15 protein-coding genes are annotated in these 19859 nt (G+C 67.8%); 5 read left to right on the forward strand and 10 right to left on the reverse strand.

From position 1 onward, the window contains the following. Positions 1 to 23: 23 nt before the first annotated feature. Positions 24 to 1370, forward strand: a complete 1347-nt coding sequence (locus GobsT_RS29035) for a DUF1501 domain-containing protein (RefSeq protein WP_029601105.1) — start codon at positions 24 to 26, stop codon at positions 1368 to 1370. Positions 1371 to 1570: 200 nt separating this feature from the next. Here GobsT_RS29035 and GobsT_RS29040 read toward each other — a convergent pair whose 3' ends face one another. Further along, positions 1571 to 1897 carry a hypothetical protein gene (locus GobsT_RS29040; RefSeq protein WP_010044931.1) on the reverse strand — a complete coding sequence of 109 codons (327 nt, stop codon included), beginning with the start codon at positions 1895 to 1897 and terminating at the stop codon, positions 1571 to 1573. Positions 1898 to 2181: 284 nt separating this feature from the next. Then, positions 2182 to 4341 carry a tetratricopeptide repeat protein gene (locus GobsT_RS29045; RefSeq protein ID WP_010049180.1) on the reverse strand — a complete coding sequence of 720 codons (2160 nt, stop codon included), beginning with the start codon at positions 4339 to 4341 and terminating at the stop codon, positions 2182 to 2184. Positions 4342 to 4639: 298 nt separating this feature from the next. On the opposite strand from GobsT_RS29045, the gene GobsT_RS29050 reads away from it, so the two are divergent. Next, positions 4640 to 6238 carry a serine/threonine protein kinase gene (locus tag GobsT_RS29050; RefSeq protein ID WP_010049177.1) on the forward strand — a complete coding sequence of 533 codons (1599 nt, stop codon included), beginning with the start codon at positions 4640 to 4642 and terminating at the stop codon, positions 6236 to 6238. Between the two features lie 196 nt (positions 6239 to 6434). Further along, positions 6435 to 9836 (forward strand): sigma factor, encoded by a 3402-nt coding sequence (locus GobsT_RS29055; protein ID WP_010049175.1) that lies wholly within the window; start codon positions 6435 to 6437, stop codon positions 9834 to 9836. Between the two features lie 218 nt (positions 9837 to 10054). Here GobsT_RS29055 and GobsT_RS29060 read toward each other — a convergent pair whose 3' ends face one another. From GobsT_RS29060 to pheA, 8 genes are all read right to left on the reverse strand, one after another. Continuing rightward, positions 10055 to 10366: a DNA-directed RNA polymerase subunit omega gene (locus tag GobsT_RS29060; protein WP_010047590.1), complete on the reverse strand. Its 312-nt coding sequence runs from the start codon at positions 10364 to 10366 to the stop codon at positions 10055 to 10057. A gap of 10 nt (positions 10367 to 10376) precedes the next feature. Next, positions 10377 to 10958, reverse strand: a complete 582-nt coding sequence (gene gmk / locus GobsT_RS29065) for a guanylate kinase (protein ID WP_010047587.1) — start codon at positions 10956 to 10958, stop codon at positions 10377 to 10379. A gap of 101 nt (positions 10959 to 11059) precedes the next feature. After that, on the reverse strand, positions 11060 to 11950 hold the full coding sequence (locus GobsT_RS29070; protein WP_010047585.1) for a YicC/YloC family endoribonuclease: 891 nt from the start codon (positions 11948 to 11950) through the stop codon (positions 11060 to 11062). A gap of 119 nt (positions 11951 to 12069) precedes the next feature. Then, on the reverse strand, positions 12070 to 12366 hold the full coding sequence (gene secG, locus GobsT_RS29075; protein ID WP_010047581.1) for a preprotein translocase subunit SecG: 297 nt from the start codon (positions 12364 to 12366) through the stop codon (positions 12070 to 12072). A gap of 194 nt (positions 12367 to 12560) precedes the next feature. Then, positions 12561 to 13319 carry a triose-phosphate isomerase gene (tpiA, locus tag GobsT_RS29080; RefSeq protein WP_010047578.1) on the reverse strand — a complete coding sequence of 253 codons (759 nt, stop codon included), beginning with the start codon at positions 13317 to 13319 and terminating at the stop codon, positions 12561 to 12563. A 138-nt stretch (positions 13320 to 13457) separates the two neighbouring features. Next, entirely contained in the window at positions 13458 to 13850 is a 393-nt protein-coding gene (locus tag GobsT_RS29085; protein ID WP_010047576.1) for a hypothetical protein, read from the reverse strand. 56 nt (positions 13851 to 13906) lie between these two features. Continuing rightward, positions 13907 to 14938, reverse strand: coding sequence for a 3-deoxy-7-phosphoheptulonate synthase (aroF, locus tag GobsT_RS29090; protein WP_010047574.1), 1032 nt, complete (start codon positions 14936 to 14938; stop codon positions 13907 to 13909). 156 nt (positions 14939 to 15094) lie between these two features. Continuing rightward, positions 15095 to 16228, reverse strand: coding sequence for a prephenate dehydratase (gene pheA, locus GobsT_RS29095; protein ID WP_010047571.1), 1134 nt, complete (start codon positions 16226 to 16228; stop codon positions 15095 to 15097). A 476-nt stretch (positions 16229 to 16704) separates the two neighbouring features. Between pheA and dnaK the strand changes: the two genes are divergently transcribed. Beyond that, on the forward strand, positions 16705 to 18654 hold the full coding sequence (dnaK, locus tag GobsT_RS29100; protein ID WP_010047570.1) for a molecular chaperone DnaK: 1950 nt from the start codon (positions 16705 to 16707) through the stop codon (positions 18652 to 18654). A gap of 127 nt (positions 18655 to 18781) precedes the next feature. Beyond that, on the forward strand, positions 18782 to 19801 hold the full coding sequence (locus GobsT_RS29105; protein WP_010047567.1) for a hypothetical protein: 1020 nt from the start codon (positions 18782 to 18784) through the stop codon (positions 19799 to 19801). Positions 19802 to 19859: the final 58 nt, after the last annotated feature.

Consider the following 19859-nt stretch of genomic DNA (forward strand, 5'->3'; position numbering starts at 1 on the left):
TCGATGACGACCGAGGAACGCTCATGACCACACCGCCCCCCCGGCCCTGTCGTGGATTGTCGCGCCGCGAAATGTTACGGGTCGGTGCCCTTACCCCGCTCGGGTTCGGGCTCACGGACGTGCTCCAGGCGCGCGCCGGCGCGGCCCCGAAGGGTCGCGCCCGGTCCGTCATTCTGCTGTTCATGTGGGGCGGACCGAGCCACCTCGACACCTGGGACCCCAAGCCCGCCGCCCCGCTCGAGGTGCGCGGGGCGTTCGAATCGATTGCGACGACCGTCCCGGGGCTGCGAATCGGGGAGCACTTTCCCCGGCTGGCGGCCCGCGCGCACCAGTACGCGGTGGTGCGGTCGATGACGCACACAGACCCCGCGCACCTGTCCCCCGTGCATCACCTGATGACCGGCCGGGTCGCGCCCCGGCCCAACTCCGATTCCGACGGGGCGAGCCGGGGCGACGCCCCGTGCCTCGGGGCCGTCGTCCACAAGCTGGCGCCCGCGACCGGGGCGATGCCCTCCGCCGTCACACTCCCCTGGGCGGTGTCCCACCCGTCCGCGCCCGGCGGCACCGCGCCGGGCCAGAACGGCGGGTGGCTGGGCTCCGGCACGGACCCGTTCCTTGTCACCGGGAACCCGAACCTGGAGTCGTTCGCCGTGGCGGGGCTGTCGTCGCCCGGCGACGTGTCCCCCCACCGGCTCCGGAGCCGGGCCGAACTGTCCCGCCACCTGGACCGGACCGGCGGCTCGGGCGCGGGCTTCACCGGGCTCCAGGGCAAGGCCCTCGATTTGCTCCTCGCCCCGGCCGTCTCGACGGCGTTCGACCTGTCGCGCGAGCCGGCGCAGGTGCGGGACAAGTACGGGCGACACCCCCACGGGCAGAGTTGCCTGCTCGCCCGCCGACTGGTCGAGGCCGGCACCCGGCTGGTGACGGTCAACTGGCCCGACGACGGGCGGGCGTTCTGGGACACCCACGGGGACAACTTCCCGTCGCTCAAGACCCGGCTCATGCCGCCGGCCGACGCGGCCTTCGCCGCGCTGCTGGACGACCTGACCGCGCGCGGGCTTCTGGACGAAACGCTCGTGGTGTGGGTGGGCGAGTTCGGGCGCACGCCGCGGGTGGAGAACGGGGGCCGGCAGCACTGGCCCCGGTGCTACTCGGCGGTGCTCGCCGGGGGCGGCGTTCGGGGCGGCGCGGTCTACGGAGCGAGCGACCGCATCGGGGCCGACCCGGCGTCCAACCCGGTGTCGCCCGCCGATCTGACCGCAACCGTCTATCACGCCCTGGGAATCGACCCGGCGACCGAGATCCAGGACCCCACGGGCCGCCCGTGGCGGGTCGCCGACGGGACTCCGGTCCAACAACTGTTCAGTTAACGAACAGCGTTGGCAGCGAGCGGAGAACGTTCCCCAAGCCGGGTGGCATGCCCCCCCCCCACCCGACTCGCAAAGACTCGCCGACCTCCCTTTTAGAGAAGGTGAGAGGCGACCGCCCGTTACGCTTTGACCGGATTTGCTATCACGCCGGTGAGCCCGGTAGTTGTGCTACTACAGTGGGCATAGGCCGCGTGGCTCGCTCAAACCACCGACAGACTCGCGCGGTTGAAATAGGCGATGGTAGACCACAACTCGTCGTCATGAACGAACAGGACCAAACAGTCCGAATCGCTCATACCCGTACCAGGCCACGGGAGGTGTGTGACGACGAACCGCTCAGCGTGCTCAGCGAAGATCTCACGGGCGAACTTGGGGAGATCGACCAGCTCCGTGCAGCAGCCCGCGACCGATTGCCATGTGCCGGCGGGAACCGCAAAAATGCGGCGCACCGCGGGTTGAAGCGACCGGAACGATAGCAAGTCCGCCGCCACGCTAGCTAACTTCTCTTGCAGATCGGCCCTAACCATTCGAGTTACTCGCGGTCAAAACCTGCACGAGTTAACTAATCTATACTCAATCAGATTAACAGCAGCAACATCACTTAGCTACCGTTTTGGACGGGATCAGCAGACCGCCATTGCCCCCCCCGGGCGCGCCATCAATTGCCCGCCTTCGCGATCGCCCTGAACCCGCGTGTTCCTCATTCGGCGTGCGGACGACCCATTTGAACCAGTGACGATATGAAATTGGCCCGGCCGGCTCCCTCATGAGAGCCGGCCGGGCCAATTGCGCACCAAAACGCACGGCCCGATCACTTCGCCTTTTGCGCGGCGGCGACCAGTTCGGAGCAGTGGCCCTCAAGGTCGCGGTTGCCGGTGCGGCGGGCCGCTTCCAGCCCGCCCTCGGCGAACTGGAGCGCCTTCTCGCCGTTCTTCAACCGCAGCATGTCCTCGGCGGCGCTGGCGTAGAACTTGCCCTCGTCCGGGTGCGCGGCCAGCAGGGCGCTGTACTCCGCCGCCGCTTTTTCCGCATCCTTGGCCTTCACGAACAGTGCGATCTTCCGGAGCTGATAGTCCGTCCCCCGCTGGCCGCCGTTGTGCTCGGCGTCGTACTTCGTGCCCTCGTCGATCAGCTCGCCGGCGCGGGCCGTGTCGCCGTTGGCGGCGGCCCCGGTGATGGCGGTCGCGTACAGCCGGTACCGGTCCGGGTTGGCCGCGTCGAACGGCTTCAGCAGCCCGGCCTGTGCGAACGCGACGGCCAGTTCGTGCGCCTTCAACTTGACGGCCGCCAGCATCGCCTGTTCGAGCTCACCGACCGACAGGGTCGCCACGTCGAGCGCCGCCAGTTCGGGCGTGTTCATGGCGCCGATGTCGCGCTTCTTGGGCGCGGGCGCCGGGGCCGCGGCTTGCGGGGCCGGGGCGGGCTCGTCCTTCTTGTCCTCGGGCACGTGGACCTTCGGCGGGTCGGCGGTCACGTACTCCAGGTTCAGTTTGTGGCGCAGGTTCGCGAAGTTGTACATCTCGATGGGCACGACCTCCTGCCCCACCTGCTTGCTGGGCGCCGCCAGCTTCAGGCTGTCTTCGAGGAACTTCACCACCCCGAACACGTGCTTGCGCAGGACCTTGCTGCCCACCGCCTCGATGGGGGCGTTGCCGCTCAGCGCCTTCAGCGGGCGGTGGAGCCAGACGCCTTCGAAGTAGTTGGCCGCGTGGTCGCGGAGCTTGGCCTCGGCCGCGTTCAGGTCGCCGCTGGCGGTCGGCTGGGCCATCGCCTCCAGCACCACGTCGCGGAAGTTGAGCGGGTTCTGGCCGGCGACCGGCTGCTCGACCGCGAGCTGCAGCGCGGCGTAGATCTCGTCGGCCGCCTTCGCCACGGACTCGCGGTTCGGGTGGCTCAGGAAGATCGACCCGTTGCTCACCACCAGCCGCGCGGCGATCTTGGCCATCGTCACCGCCCCGACCGCCAGTAGCGAGGGCAGCTCCTCGACCAGCAGGCCGAACAGCATCCCGCTCTCCTGGTCGGCGCGCATGTTGCGCAGCTTGCGCGCCTGGTCGTAGGCGCGGAGCAGGTTCATCACCGCCTGCGCGTCGCGGATCCGCAGGACGAACGTGTGCGAGATGTGGTCGGTGTCGTTCTCCATCCCCGCGCCGCAGCGGAGCACCTCCGCCAGCGCGCCGGCCTCTTCGGCGCGGTGGTCGTCGGTCTCGAACTCCAGCGACTTGACCAGCGCCGCGACGGCCCGCGGCTGCTCGCCCAGCCACGCCAGCACCAGCCCCAGGTTGAACCACGCGGCCGGGTCGTCCGGGGTGAGCTTGGTGAGGTCCTCGAACGCCTTGCGCGCGTCGGACAGCTTCCCGGTCGCGGCGGCCTCGGGCACCGGCTTCGCGGTGGGCCGGAACTTGTACTTCTTGGACGCCGCGGCCGGGTACGGCCCTTCGGGGCCGAACTCGACCTCGAACTGCTGCCGCAGCTCCGCGTCCGTGGGCTGGAAGTGGATCACCCGCTCCAGCGCCGCCCGCGCGGCGACCGGCCGGTTCAGCACCGTCGCCTCGTACTGGTAGATCTTGAAGTACACCTGCGCGAGCTGGTCGTGGGACTCGGGGTCGTAGGCCTCGGCGGCCTTGCGGAACAGCAGCAGCGCGCCGAGCAGCTCGCCCTCGTTCTCGCGGAACTGGCCGCGCAGGAAGTGCGCCATGCCCGAGTCCGGGTTCAGCCGCAGGGCCTCGTCGACGGCCTCCTCCGCCTTATCGGGCTGCTGGGCGTTGTACAGGAACTGCGCGTAGTACCCCCACACCGACGGGTTGTCCGGGCGCGCCTTGGTGAGCCCCTGCATGGTCTGGAGGGCCGCCTCGTGTTGCCCCTGCCGCTCCTGCTCGAACGCCTTCTCGACGGTGTCGAAGTACGAGGCGCAGCACCACTTAAACTTCTTACCGCTGCCGCACGGGCACGGGTCGTATGGCTGGGGAGGCATGTGTCGGTCCACCTTTGGGGCGCGGAGCGGTCGGCGAGCGGTGCGGCCCGGCGCGTGCCGGCCGTTCGTTACGGGCAAGAAGCGCCGGTGCCGCCACTCGTTCGGGTTCAGGATAGGGGATCGGGTTACGCCTGAAAACGGCCGGGGGCGAGTTTGACAGTTCCAAAAGGCGCCCTAATTTTGCGTACCTGCGCTCCGCTCCGGTGAGACGCGAAATCCGTCGCGCGGGCCGAAACCGTACCCGCGACCACTACGCCGGCCGCAGCGCACCGGCACACTCCGTAAGGACGATTCTCAAATGGTGACGAGCGACCTCGGCGCGTGCGAGTGGTTCGTGTGGGACCTGCGGCGCAGCGGGCTGATCGACCGCGGACCCCTCGACCAGATCGTGGGCGAGTTCCTTAAGCGGAACCCCCGTGCCGAAGCCCCGGCGCTGGCCGAGTTCCTCGTCGACCAGGGCACCCTCACGGCGTTCCAGGCCGAGCGCATTCTGAACGGCAAGAGCCAGGGGCTGGTGCTCGGGCCGTACGTGCTGCTGGACGCCATCGGCTCCGGGAGCATGGGCCAGGTGTACAAGGCCAGCTCCAAGAACGACAGCAACTTGTACGCGGTCAAGGTGTTGCCGCGGCGCAGCATGTGGAACGTGCGCCTGGCCCGCCGCCAGGTGCGGTCGTTCGCCACGTTCGAGCACCCGGCCGTGGTCCCGTTCGTGGACGTGGGCACCGCCGGGGGGCTGCACTACCTCGCGTGGCCGCTGGTCGAAGGCACCACCCTCGAGTCCCTGATCCAGCACCACGGCAAGCTGGCGCCCGCCACCGCGGCGCTGTACGCGGTTCAGGTGGCCCAGGGGCTCACGGTGGCCCACCAGAACAACCTGTTCCACGGGCTGGTGAAGCCGTCGAACGTCATGATCGGCAGCGACAACCAGGCCCGCATCCTCGACTTCGGCATCGGCTCTTTGCTGGTCGAGAACGAGGGCGAGAGCCTGGTGGACACCATGTCCACCGCCAACACGCTCACCAGCGGGCTGGACTGCGCCAGCCCCGAGAGCATCATGGAGCCGACCAACCGGACGCCGGCGGGCGACCAGTACAGCCTCGGGTGCGTACTGTACTACGCCCTGACCGGGCACGTGCCGTTCCCCGAGGGGTCGGCGGTCGAAAAGATGATGGCCCACCAGACGAAGGAACCGACGCCGATCCGCGAGCTGGTTCCGAACGTGCCGGCCGGGCTCGCGGCGGTTGTGCAGCGGCTCATGGCGAAGCCCCCGGAAGAGCGCTACAGCGGGTGCGACGAGCTGGTCGAGGCGCTGGAGCCGTTCCTGGACGACCTCAACCAACTGAACGGACCGGGCGGCAGCGGCGCCCGCACGCCCCCCGGCAGCCAATCGGGCGGGCGGATGCCGGGGCTGGGCGGGCGGTCGAACCCGGGAACGAAGATCACGCTGCCGAGCCGTTCGGGTCCGGGGAGTTCGGGAACGCGGTCCAACCCGGCGTCGAGTTCCATGATCGTGCCCCCGAGCGCACAGACCCCGCAGCCGCCGGCGTCCCGCGGCGGCGTGCCGAGCCGGGCGTCGTTCAACCTGCCCGCGGTGAGTGACGAGACCGAAGGCGGCGCGGCCGCCCGCTCGCACACCCCGCCGGAACTGGGCCGCCCGATGCCGAAGCTGCCCACCCGCGGCGCGACGACCGGGCGCCCGGAGCCGACCCGCCCGGCCCGGCCTGCCAAGCCCATGCCGCCCCCGGAGCTGGAAGAGCTTCCGGACGCGGAACCGGCCTGGGCCGAAGAAACCGTGGAGCGCCGGACGAAGGGCAACGCCGGCACCATCGGGCTGATCGCGGTTGCCGTCGTGCTGATGGTGATCGTGTACATCGGTGCGACGCTGCTGATGAAGTAGCGGGGGCGGCGCGGTTGACCGGTCGATTCCGACCACCTCCATCCGAACTCAAGCGCAGGCCAGGGGCACACCCCTGGCCTGTTCGCGTTCGAGGCGCGACAACACGACCGCCGAAGTCGGGCGTGATATTTCTTGCGCCGGCCGCCCCTCAATTCGGCATTAACATCGGGTAGCCTCTCAGTCCGAAGGAGCCGCGATGCCGCGCCTCGAGTTCCGTCGCGCAACCGCGCTGTGCCGACTCGGTTCCAACGCCGCACGGCCCACCGATGCCGAACTGCTCGCCCGTTTCGCTGCCGACCGCGACGAGGCCGCGTTCGCGGAACTGGTTGTGCGGCACGGCCGGCTGGTGCGCGGGACGGCCCGCCGCTGTCTCGGTGACGTTCACGCGACCGAAGACGTGTGCCAGGCCACGTTTCTGGTCCTCGCCCAGAAAGCCGCAGCAGGTCCGTGGGGGCCGACCGTCGGCCCGTGGCTGCACGCGACCGCGGTCCGGCTGGCCCGGAAAGCCGCCCCGCGAATACCCGTTGCGGAACCGACCGACGGCCCGGTGTCCGAACCGGACCCTCACACGGCCGCCGCTTGGAACGAGATCTGCTGGGCGCTGGACGAAGAACTTTCAGCACTACCCGAAAGCGTCCGCGGCCCGCTCGTGTTGTGCTACCTCCAGGGGCACACGCGCGATGCAGCCGCGGCGGCGCTGGGGTACTCGCTCGCCATGCTCAAGCGACGGCTGGAGCGCGGTCGCAACCTGCTCCGCGACCGGCTGGCGCGGCGCGGGATCAGTCTGCCCGCTGCTGGCGTCGGCGTGCTGGCAACCGAACTGGTGACCGGGGCGACGGATGCGTCGCAGCAGGCCCGCGCCGCGGTCGCCTATCTTGCGTCCGGCCGTGCTCCCGTTGCCCTGTCGGGACTTCTCGGCGGCGGGGGCGGCCGGTGGAAGGCGGTCACACTCTTCGCGAGCCTGGTCGCATGCGGGATGGGTCTGCTCGGAGCCGCCGGGCGCCCGGACGAGAAAACGGCCGCGACCGAAACAAGCGGCCCAAAGGGGGCTCAGAAATCGGCCGAACGCATCGACCGGTTCGGCGACCCGCTCCCGGCCGGTGCTCTGGCGCGGTTCGGCACGGGCCGCCACCGCGCCCCGGGCGCCCACGTTGCGGTAACACCGGACGGGAAAACGGTGGTGACCGCTGGCGACGATCTGATCGTCCGAACCTACGACGCCGTCACCGGCGCGGCGCGAGACGTTCGCGCGCTCGACGGACCGCTGACTCACGAGACGGCACTGGCGGCCGATGGCCGGTACTTGGCAGGGGCGGCGTTTTCGGCATCACGTAAAGCCGAGATTCGCGTGTGGGAACTTGCGACCGGAAAGCTGGTCGGTACGCTCCCGCTCAGTGGAGACGCGGTCCGGGGCCTTGCGGTACATTCTGGCGCGACGAAAGTGGCCTTCATCTGCGGACCGGAAACCGACCCACCGTCTCTGCGAAAAGTGTGCGTGTGGGACTTTGTAAAAGCTGGCGAGCCGACCGAACTGGGCAGTTCCAAACCGCTGAATGTCCGATACGGGGAGCCCCGGAACCTGTTCTCGCCAGACGGAAACCTGCTCCTGACCCATCAGCAAGATGGGCAATTGGTTTGCCGGGATCTTGTGAACCGAAAGACACTTTGGCAGAAGAAGCTTACCAACATCAGATTTTTCTTTTTCGCACCCGACGGCAAGAACGTGGTGATCGCCCCGAACGGGTCCGGGTTCGAGTTCTGGTCTGCGGCGGATGGGAGCAATGTGGCGGGAAAGGCGTGGGACGGTACAGGGGTTCGCGACCCATACAACCACGGCCCGGTAGCGGTATCGGCCTCGGGTCGACTCGTTGCCCTGTCCCACGGTTTACGGCGTGTGGTCCTGTACGACACGGTCAAGCGGGCCGTCGTTCGGGAACTAAACGCCCCTCGCCTGACACCGGACGAGGCCGTGTTGATGTTCTGGAAGGTGCCGACGACGTTCGCCTTCACCCCGGACGAAACCGGGTTCGTTTGGCGAGCGCCGACCGTTCAGCGGTGGGACGTTGCGACCGGAAAGGCGATGTGGCCGGTCACCTGGGATCAGGGGCACACCGAAGCCGTCACCCGGCTGCTGTTCGCACCCGGCGGTGCGGCCCTCGTATCCGCGGCGGCCGACGACTACCACTACGTCTGGGATCTGGCATCGGGCCGTGCGCAGCAGCGGATGCTAAAGGACTTTGGGGATCTCATGGCGTTCACGCCCGACGGGCGCACGCTCATTACCTCGAACGATGTCGGACGCGATCCTCTGAAAGTTTGGGACCTCGCATCCGGGACGGGAGCCACGATTCCGAAAGGCAGCGCGCCCCGTACCCAGTACGTTTCGGGCAGGTGCCTGCAGGCGACGGTGACACCCGACGGAAAGCGGCTCGTCACCCTGACGTATAACGGCATCGCAGGCGAGCGGACGCCGCCCGGGCACTATCTCACGGTGTGGGACCTGGCCGAGCGAAAGGTTGTTCGCGAGGAACAGGTCAGCGGCAGCGGGCGCGAGCCGATTATTGCACCGGGCGGTGAGGTGTGCGCGATCATCCCCCCAATCGACGAACACCCGGGAGCGCGCCTGATTGCTACTGCAACTGGAAAGGAAATCGGGCGGTTGACCGAGCGGGATTTGTTGAAAGGTGGCCTTTCAGGTCAGCCCCTCGAACTGGTTTTCTCCGCGGACGGCCGGACCGTGGCCACGCGGGTGACCGACGACAGCGGTACGGCCGAGTCGGTCGGGGACTCCCCGGTGAAGTTGTGGGACATCGCAACCGCCCGGGCGTTCGCCCAGTTTCCGACCACGGGCGCGGCCCGGTTCTCCTTTGCCCCCGACGGCAGAACGCTGGTGATTGCCGGGAGCAGCGGGTTCCGGACCTACGAGTTGGCCACCCGAAAGGAAGTTCACGCCGTTGCCGCCGGCTCAACGCCCCGGGTGCGGCCGTCCGATCCGTTCGCCACCGCGCTGGCCGTCGGACCGGGCGGGCGGACCGTCGCGACCGGACACATGGACGGAACGATCCTGCTCTGGGACGCAACCCCGTTCCGAACCGCACTCGAACCGGCGGAAGCAGGCGCCGCGTGGGACGCACTGAAGAAAGCCGACGCCGGCGCGGCGCGGGTGGCCGTGCTGCGCCTCATCGACGCCCCGGATCTCGCGCTGCGATTGTTCGAGGAGCGGCTCAAACCGGCGGCCCCGTCGACGACCGCGCCGGCCCTCGTCCGCCAGCTCGACTCGGAAGACTTCAAACAGCGAGAAGCCGCCGAAACGGAGCTGCGGGCGCTCGGCAGCCGGGCCGAACTGGCACTCACTGCGGCGTTAACCGGGCAACCGTCGCCCGAGTTGCGGAACCGGATCGCGCCGTTGATGAACGCCCTGTCGCCGACCGCGGCCGTGAGCGGTGAAGATCTGAGAGACGTTCGGGCGGTGGAAGTGCTGGAAGGTATCGGAACGCCCGCCGCCCGAAAAATGCTCGACCGACTGACGACCGGAGAGCCAACAGTCCGGCTCACGCGAGAAGCCAAGGCCGCTGTTGCACGCCTCGGCGGGCGATGACCGGGTTTCTGGAGCGCGGGCGTCCCGCCCGCTTGGCTTCGCGGAAGGATCGGCTTCGGGTAACCCGCGCCGCCAATCCGTGTGAATCGCAAGGCGGGCGGGACACAAAGATTACATCATCACACAAAAGCCGCGCGGGCGCCCGGACCAATCAGGTCCGGGCGCCCGCGCGGCTTGAACGTCTTTATTCGCGAACGAGCGGCCGTTACGGGCCGAAATCACTCGTCCGACTGCTTGGCCGTCGAGCCGGGGGCCGGCGGGGTGGCGCCGGGCATACCCGGGTACGCGCCGGGCAGGTTCGCCATCACCGTCTGGTTCTTCGACTGCACCTCGCCGGACGCGTCCAGGTAGATTTTGTCCTGGAGGATCTCCTGGATCACGACCGCCATGCGGTCCGGCAGGCCGCGGGTGTCCACCAGCGGGGTGGCCTTGTTGTTCAGCGCGACCATGCGCTTCTGGATCAGCGTGGACAGCTTGAACCGCCCGCCCACCTTGTTCACGATGCCTTCTTCTTTCAGCTCGTCGAGCATGGTCGCACCCTCAGCAGTGGAATTTTTCGCGAATCACGTGGTCCAACTCGCGAACCGCGGCGTCGAGGTCGCGGTTCACGATTCGGTGATGAAACTGGTCCGCCTGGGCGAGTTCCATCCGGGCCGTTTCGAGCCGGCGCCGGATGCGCTCCTCACTCGTGTCGTTCCGCCCGCGGAGCCGGGCCTCCAGCTCTTCCATGCTCGGCGGGGCGATGAACACCGACAGGTGGTCGTCGGGCATCAGCGCGCGGACGCGGCCGGCGCCCTGAACGTCGATCACCAGGATCACCCCGGTCCCGCCCACCCGGTACGGGTCCACTTCCGAACGCGGGGTGCCGTACAGGTCCGTGCCGAACACCTCGGCCCACTCCAGCATTCGGTCGTCGGCGATCGCCCGGCGGAACTCGTCCTGCGTCCAAAAGTGGTAATCCACCCCGCCCTGCTCGCCCGCGCGTTTGCCGCGGGTGGTCGCGGTGACCGCCCGCCGGAGCTTGTGGCCCGCACCCGCGAGCAGCCGGTCCACGAGGGTCGTTTTCCCGACGCCGCTCGGCCCGGAAACGACGATCAGCGGCGCCGGTGAAGGTGGGAACATTGCCGGTTGGTTCAGGTTGCGGATGTCGATCGAAGGAACTCGCCGGGGCGTCGCCGCGTTTCAACCGGCGATCACAAATATCAAACCGCCAATTACCCATTCTACTCGACGTTCTGCACCTGCTCCCGCAATTTCTCCAACGTCGATTTCATCTCGACCACGTGGCGGCTGATGGCCACGTCGCCGGCCTTGGAGCCGATGGTGTTGGTCTCGCGGCCCATTTCCTGAATGACGAACTCCAGCTTGCGGCCGGCCTCCTCGCCCTTCCAGAGCAGGGCCGCGAACTGATCGAGGTGACTGCTCAGCCGCATCACCTCTTCCGACACGTCGGTGCGGTCGGCGAACAGCGCGACCTCGCGAACGACGGTCTCGGCGTTCAGCACCAGCCCGGCGTCGGCCACGGCCGTTTTGACGCGATCGAGAATGCGGTGCCGGTATTCGGTCACCACGCCGGGCAGCAGCGTCTTGATCGCGTCCAGTTGGTCCGCGATGGTCTGGCGGTGGCCGAGCAGTTCCGTGGCGAGCGCTTTGCCCTCTTCCCGGCGCATTTCGGTGAGCTTCACCAGCGCGGCCTCAAGGGCCTTCTCCACCACCGGCCACTCGTCGTCGGGCGGGGCGGCGCCGTTGCGCGTTTCCGGCGCGACCCCGGGCAGGCTCAGCGCGCCGGCGGCGAGCGGGGCGAGCAGTTCCGGCGTGCCTGCGGCGAGGCACGCCGCCCGGAGTTGCTTGAGGTAGTCGCCCAGAACGGCGGTGTTGAGCACCGGTGCTGCGGCGCCCCCCTGCCGCTCGACCCGGATGTGAACGTGAAGCGTCCCGCGGCGGACGTGCCGGCGGACGACCTTTTCTAGTTCACTTTCCAGGAGCGGGTACGGGTCCGACCCGCGCACGGTCAGCTTCAGGTGCCGGTTGTTGACCGCCCGAACCTCGACCGCAACGCCGAAACCCTCGGCGTCGATACGGGCCGCGCCGAACCCGGTCATGCTCAGCAACACGCCGGTGCGCCTCGTCTGCAAAGGATGGGGAAAGGGTAAGAGTGACCCTTCCGCGGGCGGGCGGGTTCGCGGAAACGCGGTTCGTCGGCATCAAAGAGGCCGACGAACCAGAACACACATCAGCTCGTGGTCGTGATTTGCGACTTGTTCTTGTCGGCTTCCACGTCGTACTTCACCACTTTAACATGGATCATGATAATCAGCACCCACACGCCCGCGAGCCAGAGGGTGATTTTGACGAACTGGTCGGCGGCACGCGACCCGAACGGGCTGGACCCGCCGGCGCCACCGAACGCCCCCGCGAGCCCGCCGCCCTTCCCGCGCTGGATCAGCACCAGCAGCACCAGCAGAAACCCGATGCCCAGTACGATGGCGTTGAGCACGTGCGACGGCCACCACGCGGCGATGAGAGACACGGCCGACCTCCACTCTTCTGCGGGCCTTAAATTCGGCTGAACTGCTACTGTACGAATTCGCCCCGGTCCGGGAAGCCCGAGTTCCACGCATCGGCCCGACCGGAACGAACGGCGACTGCGCGGCGACAGGTTCCGACCCGTCTCCGCACAGCCGCGGCGAATCAGCCACTCGTAACCGCTTTGTGGCTCACGGCTTAGCCGGCAGCCTTCACGATGGCGAGGAACGAGTCGGCTTTGAGGCTGGCCCCGCCGACGAGCGCCCCGTCGACATCGGGCTGGCTCATCAAACCCACGGTGTTGTCGGGAGTGACCGAACCGCCGTACACGATGGGAGTCGAATCGGCGATTTTATCGCCGTAAAGCAGCCGAAGTTTCGACCGCACGAAGGCGTGCGCCTCTTGCGCCTGTTCGGGTGTAGCGACCTTGCCGGTGCCGATGGCCCAGACGGGCTCGTAGGCGATGACGATCCGGCCGAACTGCTCGTCGGTGAGCCCGGCGCAGGCGGCGTACACCTGGCGCTGGAACACCCGCTCCTGGAGCCCGCGCTCACGTTCGGCCAGCGTCTCGCCCATACAGAGGACGACGCTCAGCCCCTCCTCGAGCGCCGTGTGGACCTTGTGGTTGATGAACGTCTCGCTCTCGCCGATGATGTGCCGCCGCTCGCTGTGGCCGATGAGGGCGTACTTGCACCCGGTTTCGAGCAGCATCGCGGGGCTCACCTCGCCCGTGAACGCGCCCTTCTTCTCGGAACTCACGTCCTGGGCGCCGAGCGCGACGGGCGAGCCCTTGAGAACCTCGCCGACGGCGGTGAGCCACGGGTACGGCGGGAACACCGCGACCGTGACGCGGTCGTCGGTCACGCCCTTCGCCACCGCCGCGCCGAGCGCCTTGGCCTCGGCGAGGGTGGTGTTCATCTTCCAGTTCCCGGCGACGAACTTCTTGCGAGTCGGCATAGCATCTCCCGGCGCCCCGGCCGCAACGTTGTGGCGGCGGTGGCCTGACAGCGAAGAACGAGCCAGTAATCGCACCTCGCGGCACGATCGATCAAATCCCCATCTGCATTATTTTGAGACGGCGCCGGACCGGCTCACTCACTTCGCGCGGCGCATCACGACAAGAGTACGGTCGCCGGCGGCGGTGTCCAGGAACACGACGAGTTGGTCGAAGGCCGGGTCACACTTCAATAGGACTTCCTCAGTCACCGCGCCGGAGTCGTTCCGCACCCCGCTGGTCATCGAACCGCCGTTGCCGGCGCCCAGAAGTGAACCACCCCGGGGGGACAGGCGGTACGGTCCCGGCAGTTGAGGTGCTGCGACGACCTCCCACCCACGCTGCGACGCGGCGATGGCCTCCAACGGAACGAACGGGCGCTCCGGAGGGGCCACTGGTTCCGGCCGCCGGATCGAAGTCGCCACAACAGTACCGACCGCCGCGATCAAGGACAGCACGACGAGAAGGGCCAAGAGCCGCCGGCGCGTTCGCATACGACCGCCTCCATCGAACCCGCGCTCACAACTCGATCGGTCGGCCGGCCCGCCGTTTACTTCTCCGCCGGCGCCCAGAACTCGCGGCCGAGCGCGCCGGCGAGCTTCCGCAGGTCGCCCATCAGGTCGAGGAACTGGTGCGGGAGCAGCGCCTGCGGGCCGTCGGAAAGGGCCTTCTCCGGGCAGTTGTGGACCTCGACGTGGACCCCGTCCGCCCCGGCGGCGACGCTCGCCCGGCACATCGCCGGAATCAGGTCCGGGCGCCCGGTCGCGTGCGACGGGTCCACGATGATCGGCAGGTGGCTCTGGCCCTTCACGTTCGGGATCGCGCTCATGTCGAGCATGTTGCGCGTGCTGTCCTCGAAGCTCCGCACGCCGCGCTCGCACAGCACGACATCTTTGTTGCCCTCGGAGAGCACGTACTCGGCGGACATCAGCAGGTCTTTGACCGTGGCGCTCATCCCGCGCTTCAGGAGCACGGGCTTCATCGCCTTCCCGCACTCCTTGAGCAGGTCGAAGTTCTGCATGTTGCGGGCGCCGATCTGCAGCATGTCGGTGTAACGGCACACGAGTTCGACCTGCCGCGGGTCCATCACCTCGGTGACCACGGGCATGTCGTACTTGTCGCCCACGTCGCGCAAGATCTTGAGCCCGTCCTCGCCCATCCCCTGGAACGCGTAGGGGCTGGTGCGGGGCTTGAAAGCGCCGCCGCGGAGGATGTTGGCCCCACCGGCCTTTACGTACTTGGCGATGGCGTCGAGGACCTCGTACCCCTCGATCGCGCACGGGCCGGCGATCATCGCGAGGCTGCCCCCGCCGATCTTCACCTTGCCGACGTAGACGGCGCTGTCGGACTTGTGGAACTCGCGGCTCGCCAGCTTGAACGGTTTCATGATCGGCAGCACTTGCTCCACACCCGTAATGGCCGAAAAGTTTTCCGACCCGGGCTTGGTTTCGTCCCCGATCACCCCGACGATGGTGCGGGCCTCACCGCGGCTCACGTGCGCGGTGAACCCGAGCTCGCGGACCCGCTCGATCACGTGATCGATCTGTTCCAGGGTGGCGTCCGGCCGGATGACGAGGATCATGGGAGGGTCGTGGTCAGTCGTCGGTGGTCGGTGGTCGGTTCTCAACGATCTGTCAGGAGATTCCACCGACCCTGTTCATGCTACAGGATGTGCCGGGCCGTGACAGGGGAGCCGGGAGCCGCCGCGCCGGGACCGCCCGGCGCACGCGGCGGGCGGTCACTCGTCTTCCGCGCGGGCCTGCGGGAACGAGCCGAGCACGGTCAGCGTGTCGCACAGCTCTTCCAGCGAGGCGAGCGTGCGCTTCACCTTGGGCTCGTCGCGGTGCCCGTCGAAGTCCACGAAGAACACGTACTCGCCCTTCGCCTCGCGGAACGGGAACGACTCGATCCACGTCAGGTTGATCTTGTTCGACTTGAACACCGTCAGCACGTCGGCCAGCGCGCCGGGGGTGTGGTTGATCTGGAACATGAGCGCGGTCTTGTCGGCGCCCGTCTTGGCGGAGTCCGTGGCCCCGATCACCGCGAACCGGGTCTCGTTGAACGGCGAGTCGGCGATGTTCTGCGCGACCACCCCGATCCCGTACCGCACCGCGGCTTCGCGGCTGGCCACCGCGGCGACGTGGTCCTCGGTCTGGACCAGGCGAGCGGCGTCCGCGGTGCTCGACACCGGGTGGATCGACGCCTGCGGCAGGTTCTTCGCCAGCCAGTTGCGGCACTGGCTGAGGGCCTGCTCCTTCGAGTAGACCCGCCGCACCTCCGACTGGGCGCAGTTCGCCAGCAGGTGGTGCCGCACCCGCAGCCGGATTTCGGAACAGATCTGGACCTGGTCCGGGAACCGCATGAACATTTCGAGCGTGTCGACCACGCGGCCGTCGGTCGAGTTCTCGAGCGGCACCACCCCGAAATCGGCGTGCTTGCGAACCACCTCCTCGAACACCGCCGCGATGTTGGCGGTGCGGTTGTACACGGAGGCCTCGCCGAACCGCTGGATCGCCGCCAGGTGGCTGTAGCTGTACTCCGGCCCGAGGTACGCGATCTTCTGCTGCCGCTGGATCGCCCGCGACCCGCTCATCAACTCGCGGAAGATCGCCTTCACGGTGACCGGCGCGAGCGGCCCCTTGTGCGCCGCCAGGACGTTGGCGATGACCTCCTCCTCGCGGGCGGCCGAAAACACCACCTCGCCCTGATCCGCTTTCACCTTCCCGATTTGCGCCGCGACCGCCGCCCGCTTGTTGAGCAGTTCGAGGATGCTGGTGTCGAACTTGTCGATCTGGGCGCGGAGCGCGGCGAGGTTCGCAGCGCCCTTATCGGGCGCAGAATTCGAGCTGGGTTCGCTTTTACTGCGTGCCATGATGGTCCGGACCCGCGTGCGGGAGGTCGTTAGAATTGCGGTGAATCTACCGGCGCGGTGCGGATACGTCAACGAACCCGGCAAAGTCCGTTCCGATTCGCGTGGCACCGGATGCGCCAGATCTGACCCCAAGGCGACATTTGCCGGCGTCGCAATCCCATCACTGACGCGACGTTGCAACAAGACTGCTGAAATGTCAGCCGGTCGGCACCGGGAGCAAGCTCAAACCGCCCAGCGAATGCCGCAAGTTCAAACCGGGTTGCACCTTGCAGCCCCGATGTGCGGCCAATCAGCCCGACGGCATGGTGCTTGCATATTAGCGGCGAAAACCTTGAATCGCGAAGGAACTTTCTCAATCCAAGTAGCAGTCGAGCGAACGGGAACCAGCAGCACCGGTGTTCGGACCGGCCCCGTTCGCGAGAAACGCAACACACTCGGCGCTCCGGCGCGTACCACTACCTGAAAGGGAACACACTATGGCGGAAGAGAAAATTATCGGCATCGACCTCGGGACCACCAACTCCGTCGTCGCCGTCATGGACGGCACCACGGTGAAGGTGATCCCGAACCAGGACGGCAACCCCACCACGCCGTCGGTCGTCGCGTTCACGGACAAGGGCGACCGGCTCGTCGGCGACCAGGCCAAGCGCCAGGCGGTGACGAACCCGCGGCGCACAATCTACTCGATCAAGCGGTTCATGGGCCGCCGGCACAACGAGGTGGAGAGCGAAGAGAAGCTCGTCCCGTACAAGATCGTCGGCGGGTCCAACGACCTCGTGAAGGTGGACATCGACGGGAAGAACTTCACCCCGCCGGAAATCTCGGCGATGGTGCTCCGCAAGCTGAAGGAAGCGGCGGAAGCGTACCTCGGGCACACCGTCCGCAAGGCGGTCATCACCGTCCCGGCGTACTTCAACGACGCCCAGCGCCAGGCCACCATCGACGCCGCGGCCATCGCCGGGTTCGACACCGAATACGAGATGCGCGACAAGGACGGCAAGGTCGTCAAGCAGCGCATGCGGATCATCAACGAGCCGACCGCGGCGGCGCTGGCCTACGCGCTGGACAAGAAGAAGGACCAGAAGATCGCCGTGTTCGACCTCGGCGGCGGCACCTTCGACATCTCGGTCCTGGACGTCGGCGAGGACGGCGTGTTCCAGGTGAAGAGCACCAACGGCGACACGCACCTGGGCGGCGACGACTTCGACCAGGTGCTGATGGACCACATCGCCGACGAGTTCAAGAAGCAGAACGGCATCGACCTCCGCAAGGACCAGATGGCGCTCCAGCGCCTGAAGGTGGCCGCCGAGCAGGCCAAGAAGGACCTGAGCAGCCAGACGAACGTGGACATCAACCTGCCGTTCATCACGGCGGACGAGAACCGCAACCCGCTGCACCTGGTGACGAGCATCAGCCGCGTGCAGTTCGAGCGGCTGGCCGAGCACCTGATCGAGCGGTGCAAGAAGCCGGTGCTGGCGGCCCTCAAGGACGCCAAGTACACGCCGCAGAACATCGACGAAGTGGTGATGGTGGGCGGGATGACCCGCATGCCGCGGGTGCAGCAGCTCGTGAAGGAGATCTTCGGCAAGGAGGGGCACCGCGGGGTGAACCCGGACGAGGTGGTGGCCGTGGGCGCCGCGATCCAGGGCGCGCAACTGCTGCTCGGGGCCGCCGCGGACATCCTGCTCCAGGACGTGACCCCGCTGTCGCTCGGGCTGGAAACGCTCGGCGGCGTGATGACGGTGATGATCCCGCGGAACAAGACGATCCCGACGAAGGCGAGCGAGAAGTTCACCACCGCGGCGGACAACCAGCCGTCGGTCGAGATCCAGGTGTTCCAGGGCGAGCGCCCGATGGCCCAGGACAACAAGCTGATCGGCAAGTTCCACCTGGACGGCATCCCGCCGGCGCCGCGGCAGACCCCGCAGATCGAGGTGACGTTCGAGCTGGACGCCAACGGGGTGCTGTCGGTCAGCGCGAAGGACCTGGGCACCGGGAAGTCGCAGCAGATCCGCATCGAGGGCTCGTCCGGCATGACCAAGGACGAGGTCGAGAAGATGAAGCGCGACGCGGAGGCGCACGCGGAAGAGGACAAGCAGAAGCGCGAGTTCGCCGACGCCAAGAACGCCGGCGAGGGGCTCATCCACCAGTTGGAGAAGATGTTCGCTGACGCCGGCGACAAGCTGACCGACGCGGACAAGGCCCCGATCAACGCGGGCATCGCCAAGCTGAAGGAGGCGATCGGCCGCAACGACCTCGCGGCGGTGAAGGCCGCGACCGCCGAGCTCCAGCAGTCGTCGCAGGCGATGGCGTCGCACATGTACTCCAAGACCGGCGGCGCCACCCCGGGCCCGGGCACCCCGCCCCCGGGCACGAAGGACGGCCCGGACGACGTGATCGACGCCGAGTACGAAGTGAAGAAGTAAGCGCGAGCGTTTGCGAAGAAACGGCCCGCGGATCGCGCCTCGCCCGCGCGAACCGCGGGCCGTTTCTTCGCAAACGGCTGCGGCGCGGGTAAGTTAGTACGTGTGACGCCCGCCACGGAGCTTCGCCATGCCGTCGCCGAACCCGAAAGACGCTCAGGTCCCGGAAGAGCCCGTCCCGTTCGCGATCGGGACGCTGCCGGAGGAGGAGTTCTGGGAGCGGTACAACCGCCGCCTGGAGTTCCCGCTCGCAGCGGTTGCAGCGGTTCTGCTGCACGTGATCGTCTTCGTGGTGCTCGTGTTCGGGCTGCTCTCGCTCATGTCGGGCACCCAGACCCCGGACCCGAAACTGGAACTGGTCGAGGTGGCGGGCTGGGACCCTTCGGGTCTGGGCTCAGCGGGATCGGGCGGGAACCCCGACCCGAACATCATCAAGGACGTCTCTCCGGAGCAGGCGCTGCGGGACGTGTTACCGACGCCGCAGGCGATCGCAGAAGCGAAAGAGAAGATTCAGAAGATCGTCCTAGATGACCCGAGCGAGAACATCCCGATTTCGCCGCAGAACCTGGGGAAGTACAGCCAGCTCGACGACGAGCTTCGGAAGAAGTTGCTCGGCAACGGCTCGCAAAAGGGGAGCGGCCCTGGTGCGGGTCGCGGAGACAGCGGCGATCCGGGCGCCGGCCCGGGGGGAACAAATGCCGACTCGACCCGCGCCCGCGGGCTGCGGTGGGTGCTCCGGTTCCAGGTCGCCAACGGGCGCGACTACCTCGAACAGCTCCGCGCGATGGGAGCCGAGATCCTGGTCCCGCTCCCGCCGAACGATAAGGAGAGCATCCTGTTCCCGGACCTGAACAAGCCCTCGCAGAAGCGGACCGCGACCGACGACGACTTCCGGCGGCTCGCGCGCAAGATTCAGTTCGGCGATACTCGCCGGGACGCGGTCGTGGGGGTGGTCGGCGCGCTGGGGCTGGACGTGACGCCGAAAACGTTCTTCGCGTTCTTCCCGAAAGAGCTGGAGGAGCAACTCGCGCGGCTCGAAACCGGGTTCAAGGGCCGCCGGTCGGAACACATCGAGGAAACGATCTTCCGCGTCACGGTGCGCGGCGGCCGGCACGAGTTCGTTGTGGAAGAGCAGACCGCCAAGCGGTGAGCACGCCGCGGCAACAACCCCTCTGCTCGCTCGTGAGCAGAGGGCTCACATCTACCGC

Source organism: Gemmata obscuriglobus (genome assembly GCF_008065095.1).
Classification (GTDB): Bacteria; Planctomycetota; Planctomycetia; order Gemmatales; family Gemmataceae; genus Gemmata; species Gemmata obscuriglobus.

Excerpts from the sequence above, each read along its gene's own strand:
- GobsT_RS29045 (WP_010049180.1), bottom strand. The coding sequence starts at position 4,341 with ATGCCTCCCCAGCCATACGACCCGTGCCCGTGCGGCAGCGGTAAGAAG.
- GobsT_RS29040 (WP_010044931.1), bottom strand. The coding sequence starts at position 1,897 with ATGGTTAGGGCCGATCTGCAAGAGAAGTTAGCTAGCGTGGCGGCGGAC.
- GobsT_RS29035 (WP_029601105.1), top strand. The coding sequence starts at position 24 with ATGACCACACCGCCCCCCCGGCCCTGTCGTGGATTGTCGCGCCGCGAA.
- pheA (WP_010047571.1), bottom strand. The coding sequence starts at position 16,228 with ATGGCACGCAGTAAAAGCGAACCCAGCTCGAATTCTGCGCCCGATAAG.
- GobsT_RS29050 (WP_010049177.1), top strand. The coding sequence starts at position 4,640 with ATGGTGACGAGCGACCTCGGCGCGTGCGAGTGGTTCGTGTGGGACCTG.
- aroF (WP_010047574.1), bottom strand. The coding sequence starts at position 14,938 with ATGATCCTCGTCATCCGGCCGGACGCCACCCTGGAACAGATCGATCAC.
- gmk (WP_010047587.1), bottom strand. The coding sequence starts at position 10,958 with ATGTTCCCACCTTCACCGGCGCCGCTGATCGTCGTTTCCGGGCCGAGC.
- tpiA (WP_010047578.1), bottom strand. The coding sequence starts at position 13,319 with ATGCCGACTCGCAAGAAGTTCGTCGCCGGGAACTGGAAGATGAACACC.
- dnaK (WP_010047570.1), top strand. The coding sequence starts at position 16,705 with ATGGCGGAAGAGAAAATTATCGGCATCGACCTCGGGACCACCAACTCC.
- GobsT_RS29055 (WP_010049175.1), top strand. The coding sequence starts at position 6,435 with ATGCCGCGCCTCGAGTTCCGTCGCGCAACCGCGCTGTGCCGACTCGGT.
- GobsT_RS29085 (WP_010047576.1), bottom strand. The coding sequence starts at position 13,850 with ATGCGAACGCGCCGGCGGCTCTTGGCCCTTCTCGTCGTGCTGTCCTTG.
- GobsT_RS29105 (WP_010047567.1), top strand. The coding sequence starts at position 18,782 with ATGCCGTCGCCGAACCCGAAAGACGCTCAGGTCCCGGAAGAGCCCGTC.
- GobsT_RS29060 (WP_010047590.1), bottom strand. The coding sequence starts at position 10,366 with ATGCTCGACGAGCTGAAAGAAGAAGGCATCGTGAACAAGGTGGGCGGG.